The 18,387-nt window shown below is 58.1% G+C and carries 14 protein-coding genes; 11 read left to right on the forward strand and 3 right to left on the reverse strand.

Features of this window, described 5'->3' with window-relative positions; translation table 11 throughout:
- Window positions 1–62 precede the first annotated feature (62 nt).
- The 11 genes from R3C19_21300 to R3C19_21350 all read left to right on the forward strand — a co-directional run bounded on the left by R3C19_21300 (window position 63) and on the right by R3C19_21350 (window position 15,447).
- Window positions 63–3,983 (forward strand): hypothetical protein, encoded by a 3,921-nt coding sequence (locus tag R3C19_21300; GenBank protein ID MEZ6062889.1) that lies wholly within the window; start codon window positions 63–65, stop codon window positions 3,981–3,983.
- Between the two features lie 88 nt (window positions 3,984–4,071).
- Entirely contained in the window at window positions 4,072–4,950 is an 879-nt protein-coding gene (locus tag R3C19_21305; protein ID MEZ6062890.1) for a hypothetical protein, read from the forward strand.
- A 56-nt stretch (window positions 4,951–5,006) separates the two neighbouring features.
- A complete protein-coding gene (locus tag R3C19_21310) occupies window positions 5,007–6,440 on the forward strand; it encodes a cytochrome c (GenBank protein MEZ6062891.1) in 1,434 nt (477 codons plus the stop codon).
- A gap of 47 nt (window positions 6,441–6,487) precedes the next feature.
- Window positions 6,488–7,315, forward strand: coding sequence for a cytochrome c oxidase subunit II (locus R3C19_21315; protein MEZ6062892.1), 828 nt, complete (start codon window positions 6,488–6,490; stop codon window positions 7,313–7,315).
- Window positions 7,316–7,387: 72 nt separating this feature from the next.
- Window positions 7,388–9,220: a cbb3-type cytochrome c oxidase subunit I gene (locus R3C19_21320; GenBank protein MEZ6062893.1), complete on the forward strand. Its 1,833-nt coding sequence runs from the start codon at window positions 7,388–7,390 to the stop codon at window positions 9,218–9,220.
- A gap of 46 nt (window positions 9,221–9,266) precedes the next feature.
- A complete protein-coding gene (locus R3C19_21325; protein MEZ6062894.1) occupies window positions 9,267–10,265 on the forward strand; it encodes a COX15/CtaA family protein in 999 nt (332 codons plus the stop codon).
- Window positions 10,262–11,221: a heme o synthase gene (cyoE, locus tag R3C19_21330; GenBank protein MEZ6062895.1), complete on the forward strand. Its 960-nt coding sequence runs from the start codon at window positions 10,262–10,264 to the stop codon at window positions 11,219–11,221. Before R3C19_21325 ends, cyoE begins: the two co-directional genes overlap by 4 nt.
- 106 nt (window positions 11,222–11,327) lie before the next feature.
- The gene (locus R3C19_21335; GenBank protein MEZ6062896.1) at window positions 11,328–12,389 is read left to right on the forward strand and encodes a cytochrome c oxidase subunit 3; all 1,062 of its coding nucleotides are present in this window, start codon (window positions 11,328–11,330) and stop codon (window positions 12,387–12,389) included.
- Window positions 12,390–12,554: 165 nt separating this feature from the next.
- On the forward strand, window positions 12,555–12,968 hold the full coding sequence (locus R3C19_21340) for a cytochrome C oxidase subunit IV family protein (GenBank protein ID MEZ6062897.1): 414 nt from the start codon (window positions 12,555–12,557) through the stop codon (window positions 12,966–12,968).
- Window positions 12,969–13,015: 47 nt separating this feature from the next.
- Complete coding sequence (locus R3C19_21345) at window positions 13,016–13,969, forward strand: ABC transporter ATP-binding protein (GenBank protein MEZ6062898.1); 954 nt, start codon at window positions 13,016–13,018, stop codon at window positions 13,967–13,969.
- Between the two features lie 173 nt (window positions 13,970–14,142).
- Complete coding sequence (locus tag R3C19_21350) at window positions 14,143–15,447, forward strand: beta-ketoacyl-[acyl-carrier-protein] synthase family protein (GenBank protein ID MEZ6062899.1); 1,305 nt, start codon at window positions 14,143–14,145, stop codon at window positions 15,445–15,447.
- Window positions 15,448–15,592: 145 nt separating this feature from the next.
- Here the strand turns inward: R3C19_21350 and R3C19_21355 are convergent, their stop codons facing one another.
- From R3C19_21355 to phoU, 3 genes are all read right to left on the reverse strand, one after another.
- Window positions 15,593–16,189, reverse strand: coding sequence for a YdeI/OmpD-associated family protein (locus tag R3C19_21355; GenBank protein MEZ6062900.1), 597 nt, complete (start codon window positions 16,187–16,189; stop codon window positions 15,593–15,595).
- Window positions 16,190–16,600: 411 nt separating this feature from the next.
- On the reverse strand, window positions 16,601–17,290 hold the full coding sequence (locus R3C19_21360; protein MEZ6062901.1) for a response regulator: 690 nt from the start codon (window positions 17,288–17,290) through the stop codon (window positions 16,601–16,603).
- A 404-nt stretch (window positions 17,291–17,694) separates the two neighbouring features.
- On the reverse strand, window positions 17,695–18,363 hold the full coding sequence (phoU, locus tag R3C19_21365; protein MEZ6062902.1) for a phosphate signaling complex protein PhoU: 669 nt from the start codon (window positions 18,361–18,363) through the stop codon (window positions 17,695–17,697).
- Between the last annotated feature and the right edge of the window lie 24 nt (window positions 18,364–18,387).

Here is an 18,387-nt window from a genome sequence, read left to right on the forward strand (position 1 = left end):
CCCGCGCTGGCTGGACGCCGCTGAGTCATGTTTTGAGTTATACGGCTGGAGCCTGAACTGAAATGCCGGCAAACGACAGTTTCTTTCGAAGCCAGAACAAGCTGCATGTCGTGTTTGCGATTAGCTGCGTTGCCATGCTGGTTTCCGTCGTCTGGATGATGGCGGCTGACCAGGCGGATGAATGGCGGGGTTACCAGCGCACAAACTTCCGGCTGGATGTGGCGGTCAAGGAACAAGCCCTGAAGGATATCCAGAATCAGAAGTTTGAAGACGAAAAGTCACGGCTGGAAACGCGTCGCAACGAACTGAATACGGCTCTGAAGGAATATTCCGATCTGCAGGCCGAATTTCAGGCCAGTACTGATCTGGTTCGAAGAAAGATCGAACGGCTGGAATTCGAGTTGAAGTCGCAAAACGCGGATCGCGATGAAGCGCGAGCCAACTATGACCTGGCGATTCGCGACCAACTTCCTGAATCCGATGCGTCCGTTCTGCTGCACGTATTCGACGAGAAGCAGGGAACTGCCGATCAGATTCAACTGGATCTCGATGACGCGAAGGCTGAACTTGACGCGATCGGCAAGCCCACCCCGCAGGACGACAACGAACGTCGCAGCCGGTTGCAGGAGTACGCAAAGCTGACGAAGGAGCAGACTGACGTTCAGGCAGCCCTGGATCGCCTGGAAGCTGACAAGAAGCTGGTTGAGGCTTCATTGCAGAACCTGAACCCGGACTCACTGTTTTCAAAGATCAAACGGCAGGTCATGCAATGGCCGATCATCGACGGATTCAATTCGCCGACGAAGGTGCAGCAGGACTGGTTGCCCAACCTTTCACAGACGCTGGGGATGACATCCATTGCACGGTTCGATCGCTGCCGCACCTGTCACCTGAACATCGACAAGACGGGACCGGGAAATGTCGCCGCGTTTCCTTCGGGGCATCCGAAAACGGATGACGTGCATGATTGGGTCACCACCAATGTGTTTCCTGAGCCGTTTGCCACGCACCCGAAGCACAGCCTGTATGCGACGGCCGCCAGTCCGCATTCCGTGGCGAAATTCGGCTGCACAATCTGCCACGACGGTCAGGGTTCGGGAACCAGTTTCGGCAACGCGGAGCACACTCCCAACGATCCACACATCGCCGAAGAATGGGAGCACGATTACCACTGGCACGCGAATCACTTCTGGGAATATCCGATGCAGCCGGATCGGTTCATCGAATCGACCTGCATCAAGTGCCACCACGACGTGACGGAACTGGGAATTCACCCGAAATTCGGAGCCTCAGCGCCGAAGGTCTATCGCGGTTACCAGTTGATCCGCAAATACGGATGCTTCGGCTGTCATGAAATCCACGGGTTCGATGCGGGCAAAGCCATTGGTCCGGACATGCGTCTGGAACCGCAAACCGACGATGAACGTGACCGAATTGCCGATGACCCGACTCAGAACGCCGGCAAGTTCCGCAAAGTGGGGCCAAGTCTGCGACACCTGGCGTCCAAGACGTCGTCCGATTTTGTCTCCTACTGGACGGAAATTCCTGGACGGTATCGCCCGACCACGAAGATGCCGCAGTTCTTCAATCTGAGCAATCAGGAGGATGAGACGGCACAGCGTTACGAAGCCGTGGAACTGGCGGGCCTGGCTCAGTTTCTGATCGGCAATTCTGAAGAGCTGGACCTGTTGAGTCCCGCTGCGGATTACAAGCCGGATGCGGAACGCGGCAGGGCGTTGTTCACCGAACGAGGCTGTCTGGCATGCCACCAACACAGTGCGGTTCCGGGAGTGACGGCTGACTTCGGGCCGAACATCAGTGACATCCACCGGAAAGTAAACCGGAACGCCGACGATCCGTCGTTCAGCGACTGGCTGTACACCTGGGTCAGGGATCCGGTACGCCACCATCCCCGCACACGGATGCCGAATTTGTACCTGAATGTATACACCGACGCCGACGGCAACTCGGTTGATCCGGCTGCCGACATCGTGGCCTTTCTGCTCAGTGCCGGCAGTCAGGAATCATTCCCGACGGAACAATACAGTGACGAATCGCTGGATGAACTGGTCACTCTGTTTCTGAAGAAGTCCCGCTTCAGCGACGAAGCCGCCAGGGAAATTGTTCGCACCGGCGCGTTTCCTCAGCCGGCCAAAGATGTCGCCGGTGACGAGAAAGTTCTGGCAACGGAAGATGGTTCGTCGATCACCGATCCGCAACTCTGGAAGCAGAAGAAGCTGGAGTACATCGGTCGTCGCACCGTGACCCGCTATGGCTGCTATGGTTGCCACGACATCCCTGGCTTCGAAACGGCTCGTCCGATCGGTGTGGCTCTGCAGGACTGGGGTCGCAAGGATACCAGCAGGCTGGGGCTGGAACACATCGAAGAGTTCCTGCACCACCACGGCGAGCCCGATGGAAGCTCCACCGCGGAACGAATCAAGAACGCGATGGCCATGGCCGAAGACGGGACTCGCAAGCCCGGTGATCCCGAATACGACAGCGAACTGACGGCCGCCTTTTTCTATGAAAGTCTGCTGCATCACGGTCGCCCCGGATTCCTCTGGCAAAAGCTGCGGGATCCGCGGTCCTATGACTACATGAAGACGGAAACCAAGGGCTACGACGAACGTCTGCGAATGCCCAGGTTTCCCCTGCAGCAGGACGAAATCGAATCCATCGCCACGTTTGTGCTGGGACTGGTGGCGGAACCGCCGGCGACCGCTTATGTGTATCACCCGACTGAGCGCGAAAAGGCCCGCATCGACGGTGAGTTTCTGCTGGCGAAGTACAACTGCACGGGTTGTCACATGGTCGAACTTCCCAAAGTGACGTACGGCGTCAACGTGGAAGACGACGTGTTTGCCACGGAACTGACTCCGCAGGATCACGAAAAAGCCGTGGACCTGCTGTTGCAGTTCCGGAAGCCGACTCAAGCGCTGACCGGTCAGTCCCGCGTGTTCAAGATCGACGGCGAAGACGTCAGCCTGCCGCTGGCGTCGTTCCACGGCCTGAAGATGGTTCCCGCGGATCCCGACGAAGAAGATCCGGAGTTTCGTGAAACAGGCTTTGATACCTGGGAAACTCTCGACTTTGGAACCGGCGATGACGCCAAGCGCATTCTCCCCAGTTCGCGCATCACGATTTCTGATTCAAAACTGGCGTCCTATGTCGAAGGACGCGGCGGTGATTTTGCGGAGTGGCTGGTTGAAGAACTGACCGAGACTCGCACGGGAGGCAATCGCAATCTGGCATGGCAGTCCAGTCCGCCGCCGCTGTATCAGGAAGGTCTGAAAGTTCAGACTCCGTGGCTGTACCAGTGGCTGCAGGAACCCGACCAGTTGCGGTACACGACCGTGCTGCGGATGCCGCGGTTCAACCTCAGTTCGGAGGACGCTCAAACCCTGGCGAACTACTTCGCAGCCGTCGACGGAGCCACGTTCCCGTATCAGGAACAGGAAACCACAGACGCGGATTATCTGGCATCGCGGGAACACGCACTTCAGCACGAAGGCCTGCTGAAGCCGGACCAGGATTATCTGCAGGAAAGCTGGCTGGCGCTGAATGGTCCGCTGTGCATCAAGTGCCATTCCGTCGGAGGACGGAAGTTCAAGGTTTCGAATCCGAAGGAAGACATTCAGGGGCCGAACCTGATTCGCGTGCATCAAAGGCTGCGGTCGGACTGGGTGAAGCTGTGGCTCTATAAGCCCACCTGGATTACTCCGTACACTTCGATGCCGGTCAACTATCCGCACAACAACCGCACTCAGTTTCCTGACCTGTTTACCGGCGACCCGGATGCTCAGATTATCGCCACACGCGATGCGTTGATGAACTACGGCAGAATGCTGGAAAACATTGGTCCGGTGGTCTACGCGCCTCCGGGAGCCGAGCCGCCTGCGGACGCGGCGGGTGCAGCGGAGTCCGCGGACGAGGCAACATCAGAAGAGACAAAGGAACCGGCGGCTGGTGCCGGCGGATAACCGCAATCCGCTCATCAACAGAATGTGCGGTTGAAATGTGAAGCGAGCGGTGTCGCCCGCAGGAATGACAGTGATCCAGGAATCGGCGATGAACTCAAGACAACAATGGATTCTGCTGGCTGTGACGGCGCTGGTGTGCGCCGGCGGCTGTGGTCTGGAACCCGGCGGTGGAGCGGTCGTTGTCCCGTCGGTCACTGTGCTGCCCGCTGAACTGGCCGGAGGTGCGACCGCCGATGTCACAGAGACTTCCGCATCGTCCAGTGGATCGTCGTCCTCGGGAGGCCCCGGGACCTTTGCGGGTCGCGTCGTTCTGCAAAGCGCCGCCCCGCAGCTTGCACCGCTGTTTGCCGCAGGCGCAGACATCAAGGACAAGGAAGTGTGCGCTGCCGCGCCCGTACCTAACGAAAAACTCATTGTCGCCGCGGACGGGAAGGGTGTTGCCAATGTATTCATTTATCTGCAGAAAGCACCGTCCGGCAGTCCGCCACTCGTCGTGCCCGATGAACCCCTGATCTTCGACCAGAAGAATTGCCGGTTCCTGCCGCACTGTCTAATCATTCCCACCGGGCAGACGGTCAAAGTGCTCAGTGACGATCCGATCGCACACAATACTCATTCGTATCCGGCCAAGAACCAGGCCGTAAATTCCGGAGTTTCTCCGCACGACCGCGAGGGCAAACTTGAGATTGTGTACCGGCGGGCGGAAGCGGTCCCGTTTCAAGTCAAGTGTGACTTTCATACGTGGATGCTGGCCTATCATCTTCCTCTGGATCATTCGTTTGCGGCGCTAACTGATGAAAACGGGAACTTTGAAATTCCGAACCTTCCGGCCGGGACACATGATTTCACAGTCTGGCACGAAGCCGCGAAGGGAAATTTCATCGAACGCAAGCTCAAAGTGACCGTGAACGCCGGCGAAACCACTCAGGTCGAAATTCCGTACACTGCCGACAAGCTGGATCTCTGATGCGGGCCGCCGATTTTCGTTCTGAATTCGATTCTTCAAGCCGACTGAGGCATTCCATGTTGGTGCGTATCAACACGCTGTTTACCGCGACACTGCTGACACTGCCGGCATTGATGACGGTCGGATGTTCGGAAGCAGATCTGGAGTCCAGGTTTGTCTACAGCGCGAGCACGGAAGCCCTGATGCGCGAAGCACAGGACGGCATCGGTGATCAGCCGGGCGTGAAAAAGATTGTCGATCAGCACTTCGGTGATCCGCAGCATCTGAATGCATGGAGCAAGCTTCCGCTGAATATCGGCGGGACATTCGGCCGGATCAAGACCGCTCCCGACGCATCATCGGCCGTCAAGTCGCTGATCGTTGAGTTCGATGAACCGCTGGCGGCCTTCAGTGATGAAGCACACACGCTGCAGTTCATTACCGGAAAGGCGGCTGCGGCGACAGCAACGGTCGATCAATGGGATCCGGAAACGAACACAGCGCGGCTGTCGGCGGCACTGGATGCGGATGCTCCCGCTGAAGGTGACCAGCTTGTCATCGACGGCGGTGAATTACTGCAGCAGGGTCGAGGGCTGTACATGCGGCACTGCTCTCACTGTCACGGCACCAGTGGCGACGGTGACGGCCCGACGGCGCGATATCTGTGGCCCCGCCCGCGTGACTACCGTCACGGAGTCTTCAAGTTCACCTCAACGGATAAAGATTCCAAGGTGGCACGTGATGACCTGCGACGTGTTCTGGCGAACGGCATTCCCGGAACCTATATGCCGTCGTTTGTGCCGATGTTGCACGACGAAGAACTGGATTCTGTGGTTGAGTACATTCGCTTTCTGTCAATGCGAGGCGAATTTGAACGCCGGCTGGCGGCGGAGTTTGCCACCGACTACAGCCAGAAGGCCGTGCAGTTCCGCGTTGAAAATGGCGAAAAACGCGGCGAAATTGTGAAATCTCTGGAGTCGTTTCTGAAGGATGACCTGCCGGATTCGCTGGAGTTTGTTTCCAATGATCTTGCCGAACAGTGGGCGAACGCGGATGGCGAAGAAGCATTGCTGGTTCCGGGGGTTTCGCGGGTTGAAGACACGCTGGAATCCCGCCGCATCGGCCGCAATCTGTATCTGAGCAAGGAAATCAACTGCCTGAACTGTCACGGAATGTACGGTCGCGGCGATGGTCCGCAGACCACCGACTTCGAAGTCGATCCGAAGACGAATGAAACAAAGCCGGAAGCCGGACTGCACGACGTCTGGGGGAATCTCAACCAGCCGCGCGACCTGACTCAGGGTGTTTACCGCGGAGGACGCCGACCGATTGATCTGTTCCGGCGCATTCAGGCGGGGATCAAGGGCACCGCGATGCCTTCATTCAGTACGAACCTGACACACGAACAAACCTGGCACATTGTCAACTATGTGCTCAGCATTCCCTTCGAACCGGAACCCGGAAACCTCGAAGTACCCGCGACGACCGAAGAATCTGCGGCGTCCCTGTAACTGCCGGAGTCAGCGTCCCGTCCACCGGGTGATTCGGAGAATTCATTGTGAAAAAGTTTTGGGCACTGTTCTTCCTCTTCTGGCCGATTGTGGCACTCTGGGTGTCGTGGACCGCGCCGTCGCGAAACTGGTGGTTTCCCACTTATGGACCGTCCGGTGACGGTCAGGCGATGAGTCCTCTTGGTGAGCGAATCGACGGGCTGTTTTATCTGATCCTGGGAATTGTGACGCTGGTGTTCATCGGTACTCAGGCCGGTCTGGGGTACGTGCTTTGGAAGGGAGCCACAAAGGAGTCCGGAAAGAAGGCTTACTTTTCGCACGGCAGCCACAGCCTGGAACTGATCTGGACAATTGTTCCGGCGTTTGTGCTGGTCTTTATCGCGCTGTATCAGATGGACGTCTGGGCGGAGTTCCGAGTGCAGTCGTTCTACCCGGAAGAAACGCAGAAGGACGGCCCGATCGTGGAGATCACCGCTCGCCAGTTCGAATGGCGCATGCGTTACCCGGCGCCAGGTAAGCCGCTGATGAACGATCCTCAGCCCGACGACCTGTATGCGGTAAACGAAGTCCATGTTCCCACCGGTCGGCCGGTCAAGTTCAATCTGCGAAGCGGTGACGTGCAGCACGCGTTTTTCGCGCCGCAACTGCGAGTCAAGCAGGACGCGGTGCCTGGGCTGATTATTCCCGTGTGGTTTGAGATTCCCGAAGCCGGTGATTACGAGCTGCTTTGTGCGGAACTTTGCGGGTGGGGCCATTACAAGATGCGGGCGATTATTGTCGCGGAGCCGGAAGAAGAGTATCAGGCATACCTGAAGGAACTTGAAGAGGCACAGAACTTCGACGGTGTTGTAGCCGAATCAGGCGACGACGAATAAACAGATTTCGCGCGGCGGCCGCAGCCGCCGCGCGGTGAATTCCCCCGGGTTTCAATTTGGAAGGCAGTTTCGATGGCCACGGTCAGTCCGGCAATCGAATCTCATGCAGACGACCATGCTCACGGGCACGGTCATCACGACATCGGTTTCGTCAGCAAATACATTTTCTCCACCGACCATAAGGTGATCGGCATTCAGTTTCTGATCACCACGCTGGTGATGCTGATGGTCGGCGGAGCACTCGCGCTGGCGGTTCGCTGGCAACTGGCCTATCCGTGGCAGCACATGCCGATTGTCGGCAAGCTGTTTGGAGCCTTTGCGGGCGAAGGCGGCCAGATTTCGCCGGAGTTCTATACGATGCTGTTCACTATGCACGCATCGGTGATGATCTGTCTGGTCATCATTCCGGTTCTGGCCGGTGCCTTCGGAAACTTCCTGATTCCGCTGCAGATCGGCGCGGATGACATGGCGTTTCCGCTGCTGAACATGCTCAGCTACTGGTTCATGTGGCCGGCCATCCTGTGCTTCTTTGCCAGCTTTATCGCGGGAGGAGCGACTGCCGGACCAGCCGGCGGCTGGACATCGTATCCGCTGCTAAGCGCTCTCCAGCAGGCAGCGCCAGGGTCCGGATTTGCGCAAACGTTGTGGCTGATCGGCCTGACGCTGATCGGGGTTTCGTCGATGATGGGGTCCGTCAACTACATGACGACGATCATCAACATGCGTGCTCCCGGAATGACATTGTTCCGCATGCCGCTGACGATCTGGAGCATGTTCATCACCGCCATTCTGCAGGCGTTCGCGCTGCCCGTGCTGACGGCGGCCGGTTTCATGCTGGTGACGGACCGGATTCTGGGCACCTGCTTCTTCATTCCGGCGGGCATCATTGTCAACAACGCGGCTCCGACGGTCGGCGGCGGTCAGCCATTGCTGTGGCAACACCTGTTCTGGTTCTATTCTCATCCGGCGGTCTACATCATGCTGCTGCCGGCGATGGGAATGGTTTCCGACATGCTGGCCTGCATGTGCCGTAAGCCGATTTTTGGTTACAAGCCGATGGTCTATTCGATGGCCGCCATCGCCGGGCTGGGGTTTATCGTGTGGGGCCACCACATGTTTACCAGCGGCATGAATCCGGCCCTCGGTATGACATTCATGACTTCCACCATGATGATCGCTCTGCCGTCGGCGATTAAGACGTTCAATTGGATCGGAACCATCTGGGACGGCAACCTGCGTTTCAACGGTGTGATGTTGAACTGTGCGGGCTTTGTGTCCATGTTTATTGTGGGGGGGCTGAGCGGAATTTTTATGGCGGCTGTTCCGGTCGACATCTATTTTCACGATACGTATTTCATCGTGGCTCACTTCCATTACGTACTGTTCGGAGCGACGCTGTTTGGCGTCTTCGCCGCAATCCAGTTCTGGTTCCCGAAGATGTTTGGCCGCATGATGGATGACCGGATCGCCCGGCTGCACTTCTTCCTGACATTCGCAAGTTTCAACGGCACGTTCTTCCCCATGCATCTGCTGGGAATTGCCGGAATGCCCCGCCGCTACGCGGACCCGTACCTGCATCCCTATCTGAGCCACCTTCTGGATATGAACAGATTCATGACGATCTGTGCGATCGTTATGGGATTCTCGCAGTTTCTGTTGCTGGGCAATTTCGTCTACAGCATCTTCATGGGTAAGAAATGCGGTCGAAATCCGTGGAACGCCAACGGCCTGGAATGGACGGCGCCGTCGCCTCCCGGCCATGGAAACTTCGATGTCGCACCGGTCTGCTATCGCGGACCGTATGAGTATTCGTCTCCGGAAGCCGCGGCGCACGAACAGGACTTCATTCTGCAGACGGAGCCGCCGCTGGAGCATTTCGCGGGCGGCGCGGTCGCGCACTCCTGAAGTTGTTTCAGGTGTTTTTTCTTGCAGTTGATCAGAATTCAAGAGCGTGTCAGCACAGCACCACAATTCCATCGACCTTCGCGTACATCGCTTTGCTGTGATGACGTCCTGTGTCGCGCTGCTGCCGATCACCGTCGGAGCACTCGTGACGACGCTGAAGGCCGGAATGGCGTTCGCTGACTGGCCGACGTCGGACGGGCAGAACATGCTGCTGTATCCGTGGCTGAATGATATGCGAAATACAGACAAGTTTGTCGAACACGGACATCGGCTGGCCGGAGTGTTGATCGGTATCGTCAGTATTGCCCTGGTGGTTGTTGCCTTCGCTTTCGAACGCCGAACGTGGGTGAGAACGATGGCCTGTGCCATTCTGGTTGCGGTGATCGCTCAGGGACTGCTTGGCGGAATGCGCGTCATCGCCAACGAGCAGGTTCTGGCGATGACTCACAGTATCACCGGCGGGTTGTTCTTTACGCTGACGTTTTTGTTCGCGGGGTTGACGAAACCACGCTCGTCGACACGTATCGAATCCGGCACAGACAGCACCGGCACGAACGAAACGGTGACGATGTCGTCCACGGCCATTGGCCTGGCACTGATCCTGCCGTTGGCCGTGCTGGGGCAGTATGTGCTGGGCGGTATGTTTCGCCATCTCGGCCGAATGCTGCATGAACATGTGGCCGGAGCAATCGGCGTGACGCTGGTGGCGGTAACGGTCGCGGCGGTGACGTATCGCAGCGGTCTGCCGTCATTGCAGCGATCGGCGAAGCTGATTGTCGCGGCTCTGGCGGTTCAGGTCGCGCTGGGGCTGGGAGCGTGGGTGACGAAGCTGGGATTCGCCCAATTCGGCTGGGTGGCGAGCGTCAATTCACCGGCCCAGAATGTTGTCTGCACGCTACACGCTGTCGGCGGAATGTTGCTGCTGGCAACGTCAACGGGACTCGCTGTGGAGTCGTGTCGCCTGCTGGCATCCGGGCACATCACACTGCTGCCGGCAGGGTTTAACGGCGAATTGACACAGAAGCGGCAGGGGGGGGTTGCATGAGCATCGCAACGGCGACTCCATCAGCGTCGGTGGCACGCGCCGCGACCGACACATCGACTGTCGTTTCTCTGGATTCCGGTTTTGTTCGGCGGGTGGCCGACTTCGCCGAGTTGTGCCGTCCTCGAATTGCCGTCATGACGATGGTGGCGGTCGCTGTGGGATTCATTGTCGCGTCCCCGATTTCCGTTCAGTGGCTGACATTGTTTTGGTCAATGACTGGAATTGTCCTGCTGGTGGCAGCATCCAGCATTCTGAATCAGGTAATTGAACGTCGGACGGATGCCCGCATGATCCGAACTGCCGATCGTCCGGTGGCGGCTGGTCGCGTGACAGTTGCGGAAGGCACAATTGCCGCGTTCGCCTGTATTGTCGCGGGCTTCCTGTTGCTGGTTCAGTTTTCAACGATTTCCGCGACCTGGGCCACCGTGGCAACCCTGCTGGTTTATGTGGCCGGGTACACGCTGCTGAAATTCCGCACGTCGCTCTGCACAACGATTGGTGCGATTCCGGGAGCCATGCCGCCGGTGCTCGGCTGGCTGGCGGCCGGCGGGGAGTTCGGCGTGGAAGCGCTGTCGCTGTTCGCCATCTTCTTTGTCTGGCAGTTTCCGCACTTTCTGGCGATCGGATGGATTCACCGCCACGACTATGCTCGCGCGCGGCTTCGAATGCTGCCGTCATTCACTGACGGCGGGCTGCTGACGGGCATGCTGGCGGTTGTCTACGCGGCCGCATTTGTTCCCGTCAGCATGATGCCCGGATATGTGGGACTCGCCGGTTCCGCGTACGTCGGAACCGCATTGGTGCTGTCGATCGTGTATCTGGTGTTTTCCATACGATTCCTGGCCGTCCGCAGCGTTGAGCGGGCTCGGCGGCTGATGATGGTATCGCTGTTTGTATTACCGATATTGCTGATTGTCCTTGTCGGAGAATTCGTGTTCCTGACCAGTATCCGGTGAGCCTTCCGATCAGCGCCGGGTCGCTGGCCGTTCTGCTCCCGTGCCGGAGTTACCTACTCAGGCAATTCACTTTTCTCTGACGCATATTGGCCCCTGACAAGAACTCATGTCACATTCTCAACAACCCTCCGCCGTCAAGATGGGAATTCCCATTCCGAACTCCAAGCTCGGAATGTGGCTGTTTCTCGGTACGGAAATCATGTTCTTTACGGCGTTTATCGGGTCATACATCGTGCTGCGGCTGGGGTCCAAGGGCTGGCCCACCGATCCGGAAGATACGCATATCAAGGTTTTCTGGGGCGGACTCAATACCTTCGTCCTGATTGTTTCCAGCTATTGCGTCGTGCTTGCGCATGAGGCGATGTCCAAACGGAAGTTTCCGGAAGCTCGCAAGTGGCTGTCCGTGACGATGCTGCTGGCCTTTGTGTTTCTGGGGATCAAAGCATTCGAATACTATGGCAAGATCTCCCACGACATCCTTCCGGGGCACATCCCGGAAACGCCCGCACAGGCACTGACCAAGGCAGATCGTGAGCTGGAGCAGGTTGTGCGAACTCGCTTTGCCCGGTACACCGACGCGAAGGTGCTGGACGTTCCGCAGCCGGATGACATCAAGACTGTCTCCGCACAACTGGATATCTTTGCGACCTCCGGTGCAGCGGGCAAAGACGCAGACAGTTCCGCTGTGGAGTCACTGAAGGAAACGGCGAAGTCCGATCTGGAACTTTACAGTCGGTGGAAGAATCTGCACGAACATCTCGTCGCGGAGGTGTCGATGCATGACGTTGCGGTCGCCGACAGCGCCGGATACATCACCGATCGGGCGAAGCTGCCGGAAGGTGAATCGCTGCCGGGTCTGCGGTATTCCGATGCAAAGGACTATCTGGAAGGTCTGAAGCAGAATCCGGAATACGGCTCCTACGTTGCAGCCGGTGTCCACGAACCACATCCGGTTCTGTACGGAAACCTGTTCGCGTCAACCTATTTTCTAATGACGGGTTTTCACGCGATCCACGTTCTGGTCGGAATGACGCTGTTTGCGTTTCCGCTCGCTCTGGGCGCAAAACTGAACGAACACTGGTCCGACTGGGTCGAAAACAGCGGACTGTACTGGCACTTTGTTGACCTTGTCTGGATCTTTCTGTTTCCCCTGCTGTATATCGCATAGTGCGATCCGTCGCGGCGCCGGAGCGCAGCCCGCTGTTGTCCCGCGAAGCATCCATCATCACATCTGGTTCCGGTGGAGCCGGTTCGGAGATAAAACCAGCGTCGTCGAACCGCACCTGACCGAAATCGGAACGGAATCAATCGCTCATCCGGCGAGAAAATTATCATGGCCCACGACAATCACAATTCTCATCACGCCAACTATCTGGCGGTCTTTGTTGCCCTGTGTGTCTTCACCGGTCTGTCGGTGCTGTTTGACCTGGCACACTTTTCCAATCATGCGGTGACGATTGTGCTTGTGCTGGCCGTTGCCGTCGCCAAGGCTCTGTGCGTGATGGGATTCTTCATGCATCTGAAGTTTGAAGGCAACTGGAAGTTCGTCCTGCTGGCACCGACAACCATTCTTGCGATCGGGCTGCCGCTGGCACTGCTGCCGGATATTGGCGTGGTTTACTACACGAGTGTCGCGCCGCAGAACGTGTCGTGGTCGGGTGAAATGGAGGTCTATCATGCCGAACACGCCTCCGCGGAACACGGCGAGCACTCGGGTGAAGCCGATTCCGTGCAGCACGAAGAATGACGCCGCCTGGTGCGTGACGCCGACCGCCGGCGCCCGAAAGTCGCAGCATGTCCGACCCGGTTGTCACGGCAAGCGATGTCCAGCACTCTTATGGACCGCGGCGCGCGTTGAATGGTCTGACGTTCGAAATTGCTGCCGGCGAGTGTCTGGGGCTGCTCGGCCCGAACGGTTCCGGAAAGACGACGCTGTTCCGGATACTTGCCACCCTGCTGCCACTTCAGAGCGGTTGTATTTCGGTGTTTGGTCGTGACCTCGCCCGCGAAGCGTCTCAGGTCCGGCGGCTGCTGGGGGTCACGTTTCAGTCTCCGGCTGTGGATGTCCGACTGACCGTCGAAGAAAATCTGCGCTGCCACGGTCACATCTATGGACTTTCAGGAACGTCGCTGCGGCAGCGCGTTGATGAGGTACTGACTCAGTTTTCTCTGAATGACCGGCGAGGGTCGCTGGTTGGAGAGTTGTCCGGCGGGCTGAAGCGTCGAGTCGAACTGGCCAAGGGCATTCTGCATCGCCCCAGGCTGCTGTTGCTGGACGAACCGGGGACGGGGCTTGATCCTGCCGCGCGGCTGCAGTTCTGGACGCTGGTTAATGAACAGCAGCGTCAGAACGGAACGACGGTCCTGCTGACAACACACCTGATGAATGAAGCGGAAGCGTGCGATTCGCTGGTGCTGATGGATCGCGGCCGTGTTGTTCGATCGGGAACTCCGTCGGAACTGACGGCCGGCGTTTCCGGAGAACGGCTTTCGGTGCGCTGCCGAAACGTCGCGAATGTTCGCGCGCGATTGGAAAAGGCGGTGGGGCAGCCAGCTCAATTGGCGGGCGACCAGTTGTGTTTTCGCATCACCGACGCAGCCGGGATGCTGCCGTCTCTGTTGACCGAATTTCATGACGAAGTGCTTGCCGCCGAGGTCGCCAGGGCAACACTGGAGGACGTGTTTCTGGAACTGACGGGCCGTCGGTTGTCGCAGGACGACGCGCAATCGGGAGGCGATATTTCATGAAGATGTCACAGACTTGCGGATTGCCTGTCATCGTTCAATTTCCCGGCCTCACGACGGTATTTCCGACCGTTAGCCGTTAAACTTCCGCGTTCCCGCCGGCATCCCTTTGGCACGGACTGCGGGGCTCTAATCAATCAGAGAAAACCGGCATCAATCAGAGAAAACCGGCTGTTATGGTTCAATCACAATCCAGCGACGTTGTTATCACCGGGATCGGAGTTGTGTCTCCGATCGGGATCGGTCCCGATGCCTTCTGGCAGAACCTTTCCGAAGGTCGCTGCGGGTTCCGTCGCAGCGAGTTGCTGTCATACGTCGGGACTCCGGGGTGCATCGGCGGCGAAGTCAGTGAGTTCAACGACACGACGGCAAAGAAGGACCACCTGAAGTCGCTTCGCAAGAGTCTGAAAGTGATGTGCCGCGAGATTCAACTGGGCGTTGCGTCGGCCATTCAGGCCATGGGAAACGCGGGGCTGTCGGAAGGCTCTTACCCGCCCGATCGCGTGGGTGTCGACTTCGGCGCGAACCTGATGTCCAGTCCTCCGGAGGTTCTGCTGGGCGGCGTGGCGAAGTGTCTGACAGAACGAAACGGTACAGAGTGCTTCGATTTCTCCAAATGGGGCGAACACGGGTTGTCCGGGATGGAGCCACTGTGGCTGCTGCGGTATCTGCCGAACATGCCGGGCTGTCACATCGGCATCGCTCTGCAGGCCTGCGGTCCGAATAACTCCATCACGCACGACGAAGCATCCGGCGGACTGGCGATCAACGAAGCCGCCAACATCATCCGTCGCGGACGTGCGGACGTGATGATCACCGGCACCACGGGAACTCGCTGGCATGTCGTCAAAGCCGCGCAGCACCAGAAATGGGACGCTCTGGCCGACGGCGCAGCCGGCGAACACTGCCGGCCATTCGACCGGGACCGCACGGGAGAATTCCTTTCGGAAGCATCGTGCACACTGATTCTGGAATCAAAGGCTCATGCCGAAGCCCGTGGTGCCAGGATTCTGGCAACGCTGCTGGGCAGCGGTTCCGCCTGCGTGGCCGCTTCCGACGGGAGTGTCAACGAACAGAAGGCGGTCGAACTGGCGGCATCCGTGGCAATGAAGCAGGCGAATGTCACTCCGGACCAGATCGGTCACGTCAGCGCTGCCGGCAGTGGTCATCCGGAACGTGACCTTCACGAAGCAAGGGCGATCCGGCAGCTCTTCGGCAGTCAGGCTGACAAAGTGCCGGTCACAGCCTGCAAGAGTTACTTCGGAAGCGCGGGCAGCGGTTCGTCTCTGTGCGAACTTGCCGCTTCCGTGCTGGCGCTGCAGCACGGCCTGATTCCGAAAACGCTGAACTTTGAAACGCCGGACCCGCAGGCACCGCTGAATGTTGTGCACGGTGAGCATCAGCCGACCGACAACCGGGTGTTCTTAAAAACCAGCGTGACGCGGATGGGGCAGGCCAGCGCGGTTGTCATCGGCGTCTAGTGCCCCTGGTCAATGTGTCCTGACGTGTGGCACAGGCTTTGTCAGTGCGTCTGCGCTGCGGAGACCACCGGCACAGCCAGTGCCACACAACTCATGAATTCAGTATCGACAAAGCACTGGATTCGCCGAACCGAGGGGGGCGTCGTCAGCAGTTTCGGTATTTGTCATTCAGACCGGTGCCGGCAAGGATCAGCGGAACGATCTTCGCAAGCCGCTGTGTTTTGGTTTCCTGTCGTTTGGCTCCGGCGATGTAATCGGCGTACTCACGCTGCCTGCCTTTCGTCAGATTTTCGAATGCCGCCGCGGCGCGCCTGTCCGCCGAAAGAGCCGCTTTCAGTTCCCGTGGAATCTCAATCGACTTATTTCGGTTCGGCTTGATCTCCTGCCCCTTTTCCTGCAGAGCGACAGCTTCGCGGACGTACGCACGGATTGACCGGGACCTGATGTCTTTTGCCGACTGGAACCTCCACTGCCGCATGGCCTTCGCCGGGTTGTCATCGGACGTAATCAGCACGCCATCCGGATCACTCAGCAGCGCTCCCTGAAAGAACCACAGACCGCAGTAAGATTTAAACGATCCGATTCCCACCAGGTTTTTCCCACGCCATGTGTAACACGGCGCGCCCCACTTCAGCGTCTCCTCCAGTTCCGTCCCGTTCAGGATCTTCCGAAGCTGCATCAGTTCCTTCTGCCACTGTGTTTCCCCGGCGATGTATTCGTCAACACTCTGATAGCGTTTCATGCGGCACCCTTTCCCGGAACACAGCAGCGTGCCCCGCGGATTTCGAACTGGCTGTGGACTTACGATGAGGACGCGAAGGCGAGTGGCAGCTGAGTTATTACCGCCAGTCCAGGGTACAGGCTCTTCTGCCTGTCGTCAAAGACGTCGATGCTGCTGGTTTCGGGTACGCATGATACCGGATTTCGCGCAGCACGAACCGTTGCCCTCGCCAGTCAGCGCCTTCAGGGATTCGCACGTGGCGGGACCTTCGCTGAGCTGCTGGATGCGTACGAAGGAATGGAACGGATGCTCGCGGCGTTGCTGTGCGGGGTGGTCTTCCGAAGGCGGAGCCTTCCTGGCCTTGCGTTCCAGGGTCGGATCACTGGAACGAGAAGCATGCGTTGTTCGCCGTTGGTACTCCGTCGACGCGAATTATTTCCGCTGAAACCGGTAACCGACGCCTCGAACCGTTTCGACGACGCTGGCAGTGGCATCAAGTTTCTTTCGCAGCGAACGCACGTGGACGTCGATCGTGCGCTCCAGAGCGTTGGCGTCTTCGCCGCGAGCGGTGTCCATGAGTTCGTTGCGGGAAAACGGGCGTCCCGGCTGGCTGGCCATTGTCCACAGCAGCCGGAACTCGGTGGGCGTCAGATCGAGGTCGCGACCGTCGGAGGTGGCAGTGTGCTGCACGCGGTCGATTTCGATGCCGTGCAGTGAGATTCGGTCTTTAGGAGAACTGCTGGTTTCGCTTCGCCGCAGCAGCGCCTTGACGCGGTGAATCAGCGGCCGAACTCGGAACGGCTTTGTGACGTAGTCGTCGGCTCCCATGTTGAATCCGACGATTTCGTCGGTTTCTTCGCTGCGAGCGGTCAGCATCAGTACTCGCACATCCTGAGTTCTGCTGTCACTTTTCAGGTGCCGGCAAACCTGCAGGCCGTCCATTCCAGGCAGCATCAGGTCCAGCACAACCAGATCAGGAACAACCGACTGCGCTTTCAGCAAACCGTCACGTCCGTCACGCTCCCACAAGACTCGAAAGTTTTCCTTTTCGAGATTGTAGATCACGACGTCGGCAATCGACTTTTCATCTTCGATCACCAGAACAGTTTGTGGCTGCATCATTCTGTTCTCTGTCAGAACCGAAATCCCTGGAACTGCTGACAAGACAACTTCGGAGGCTCGCGAAGGTTTTATTGGAGCGGTTCCAAATTCCACCGCAGACTATGAATGCTGCGATCAGATGCCAGCCCGACTTCCGTCCCTTCACAGGATCTTAACACATTGGCGGCAGACGGTTTTGACTGCTTTCTATGTTCCAGCCGTTCCGCGATTTGTTCTGAGTTCCGACGTCCGAGCCGCACCACTGATTCGGGTGATTGTTCCAAATGTAAATTCGAAAACTGCCGCGGTGCAGCCTGTCAGGTGGCGCGCAATAGACTGACGGAAGGCTGCCGGATCAGAATCGCGGCTGAAGGACCGCGGTCCGTATTACCGATGGACTGTCGGGCCTGCCGCATCGGTCGCTGTCACGTACTGCGCTGCAGACCCGGGTGACGAATAATCTCTCCTTCGACCAGGTAGACAACATCTTCGGCGATATTTGTCGCATGGTCCGCGACACGTTCAATATGCCGAATCGCCGAAAACAGGTGCATCGCCGGTTCAATGAACTCCGGTCGTGACTGCATCACGGACCGTGTTTCATTCAGCAGTTCCACATTCAAAGCGTCGACGCCGTCATCACGGCTGCAAACGGACCGGGCCAGTTGAGAATCCGATTCGACGTAGGCATCAATGCTGGAATGCAGCATCGAGAGTGCTTCCTGCGACATCTCGGCCAATCGGTCCGGGATGGGAAAGCCGGGAAACGCGGAGATTCCGTCGGCTCGCTGGGCAATGCTGACGGACAGGTCGGCCACGCGTTCCAGTTCGCCGGTAATCTTCATCACGGCCGCGACTCGCCGCAGATCATGGGCGACGGGATGGTACAGAGCCAGAATCTTCAGGCATTCCTCTTCGATATGGACATCCCATTCGTCGACCTGTTTGTCTCGGCCTGCAAGTTCAGCGCCCAATTCTCTGGGCTGATTGATCAGTCCTTCGACGGCGTCGCTGATGTGTTCCTCCACCATGGAACACATTGTCACCAGATCGCGGTGAAGATTGTCCATCTCCCGTATGAAGTGCAGCGTCATAAGAATGGTTGCCGATGAGCGGTG

Source organism: Planctomycetaceae bacterium, from assembly GCA_041398785.1.
GTDB lineage: Bacteria > Planctomycetota > Planctomycetia > Planctomycetales > Planctomycetaceae > JAWKUA01.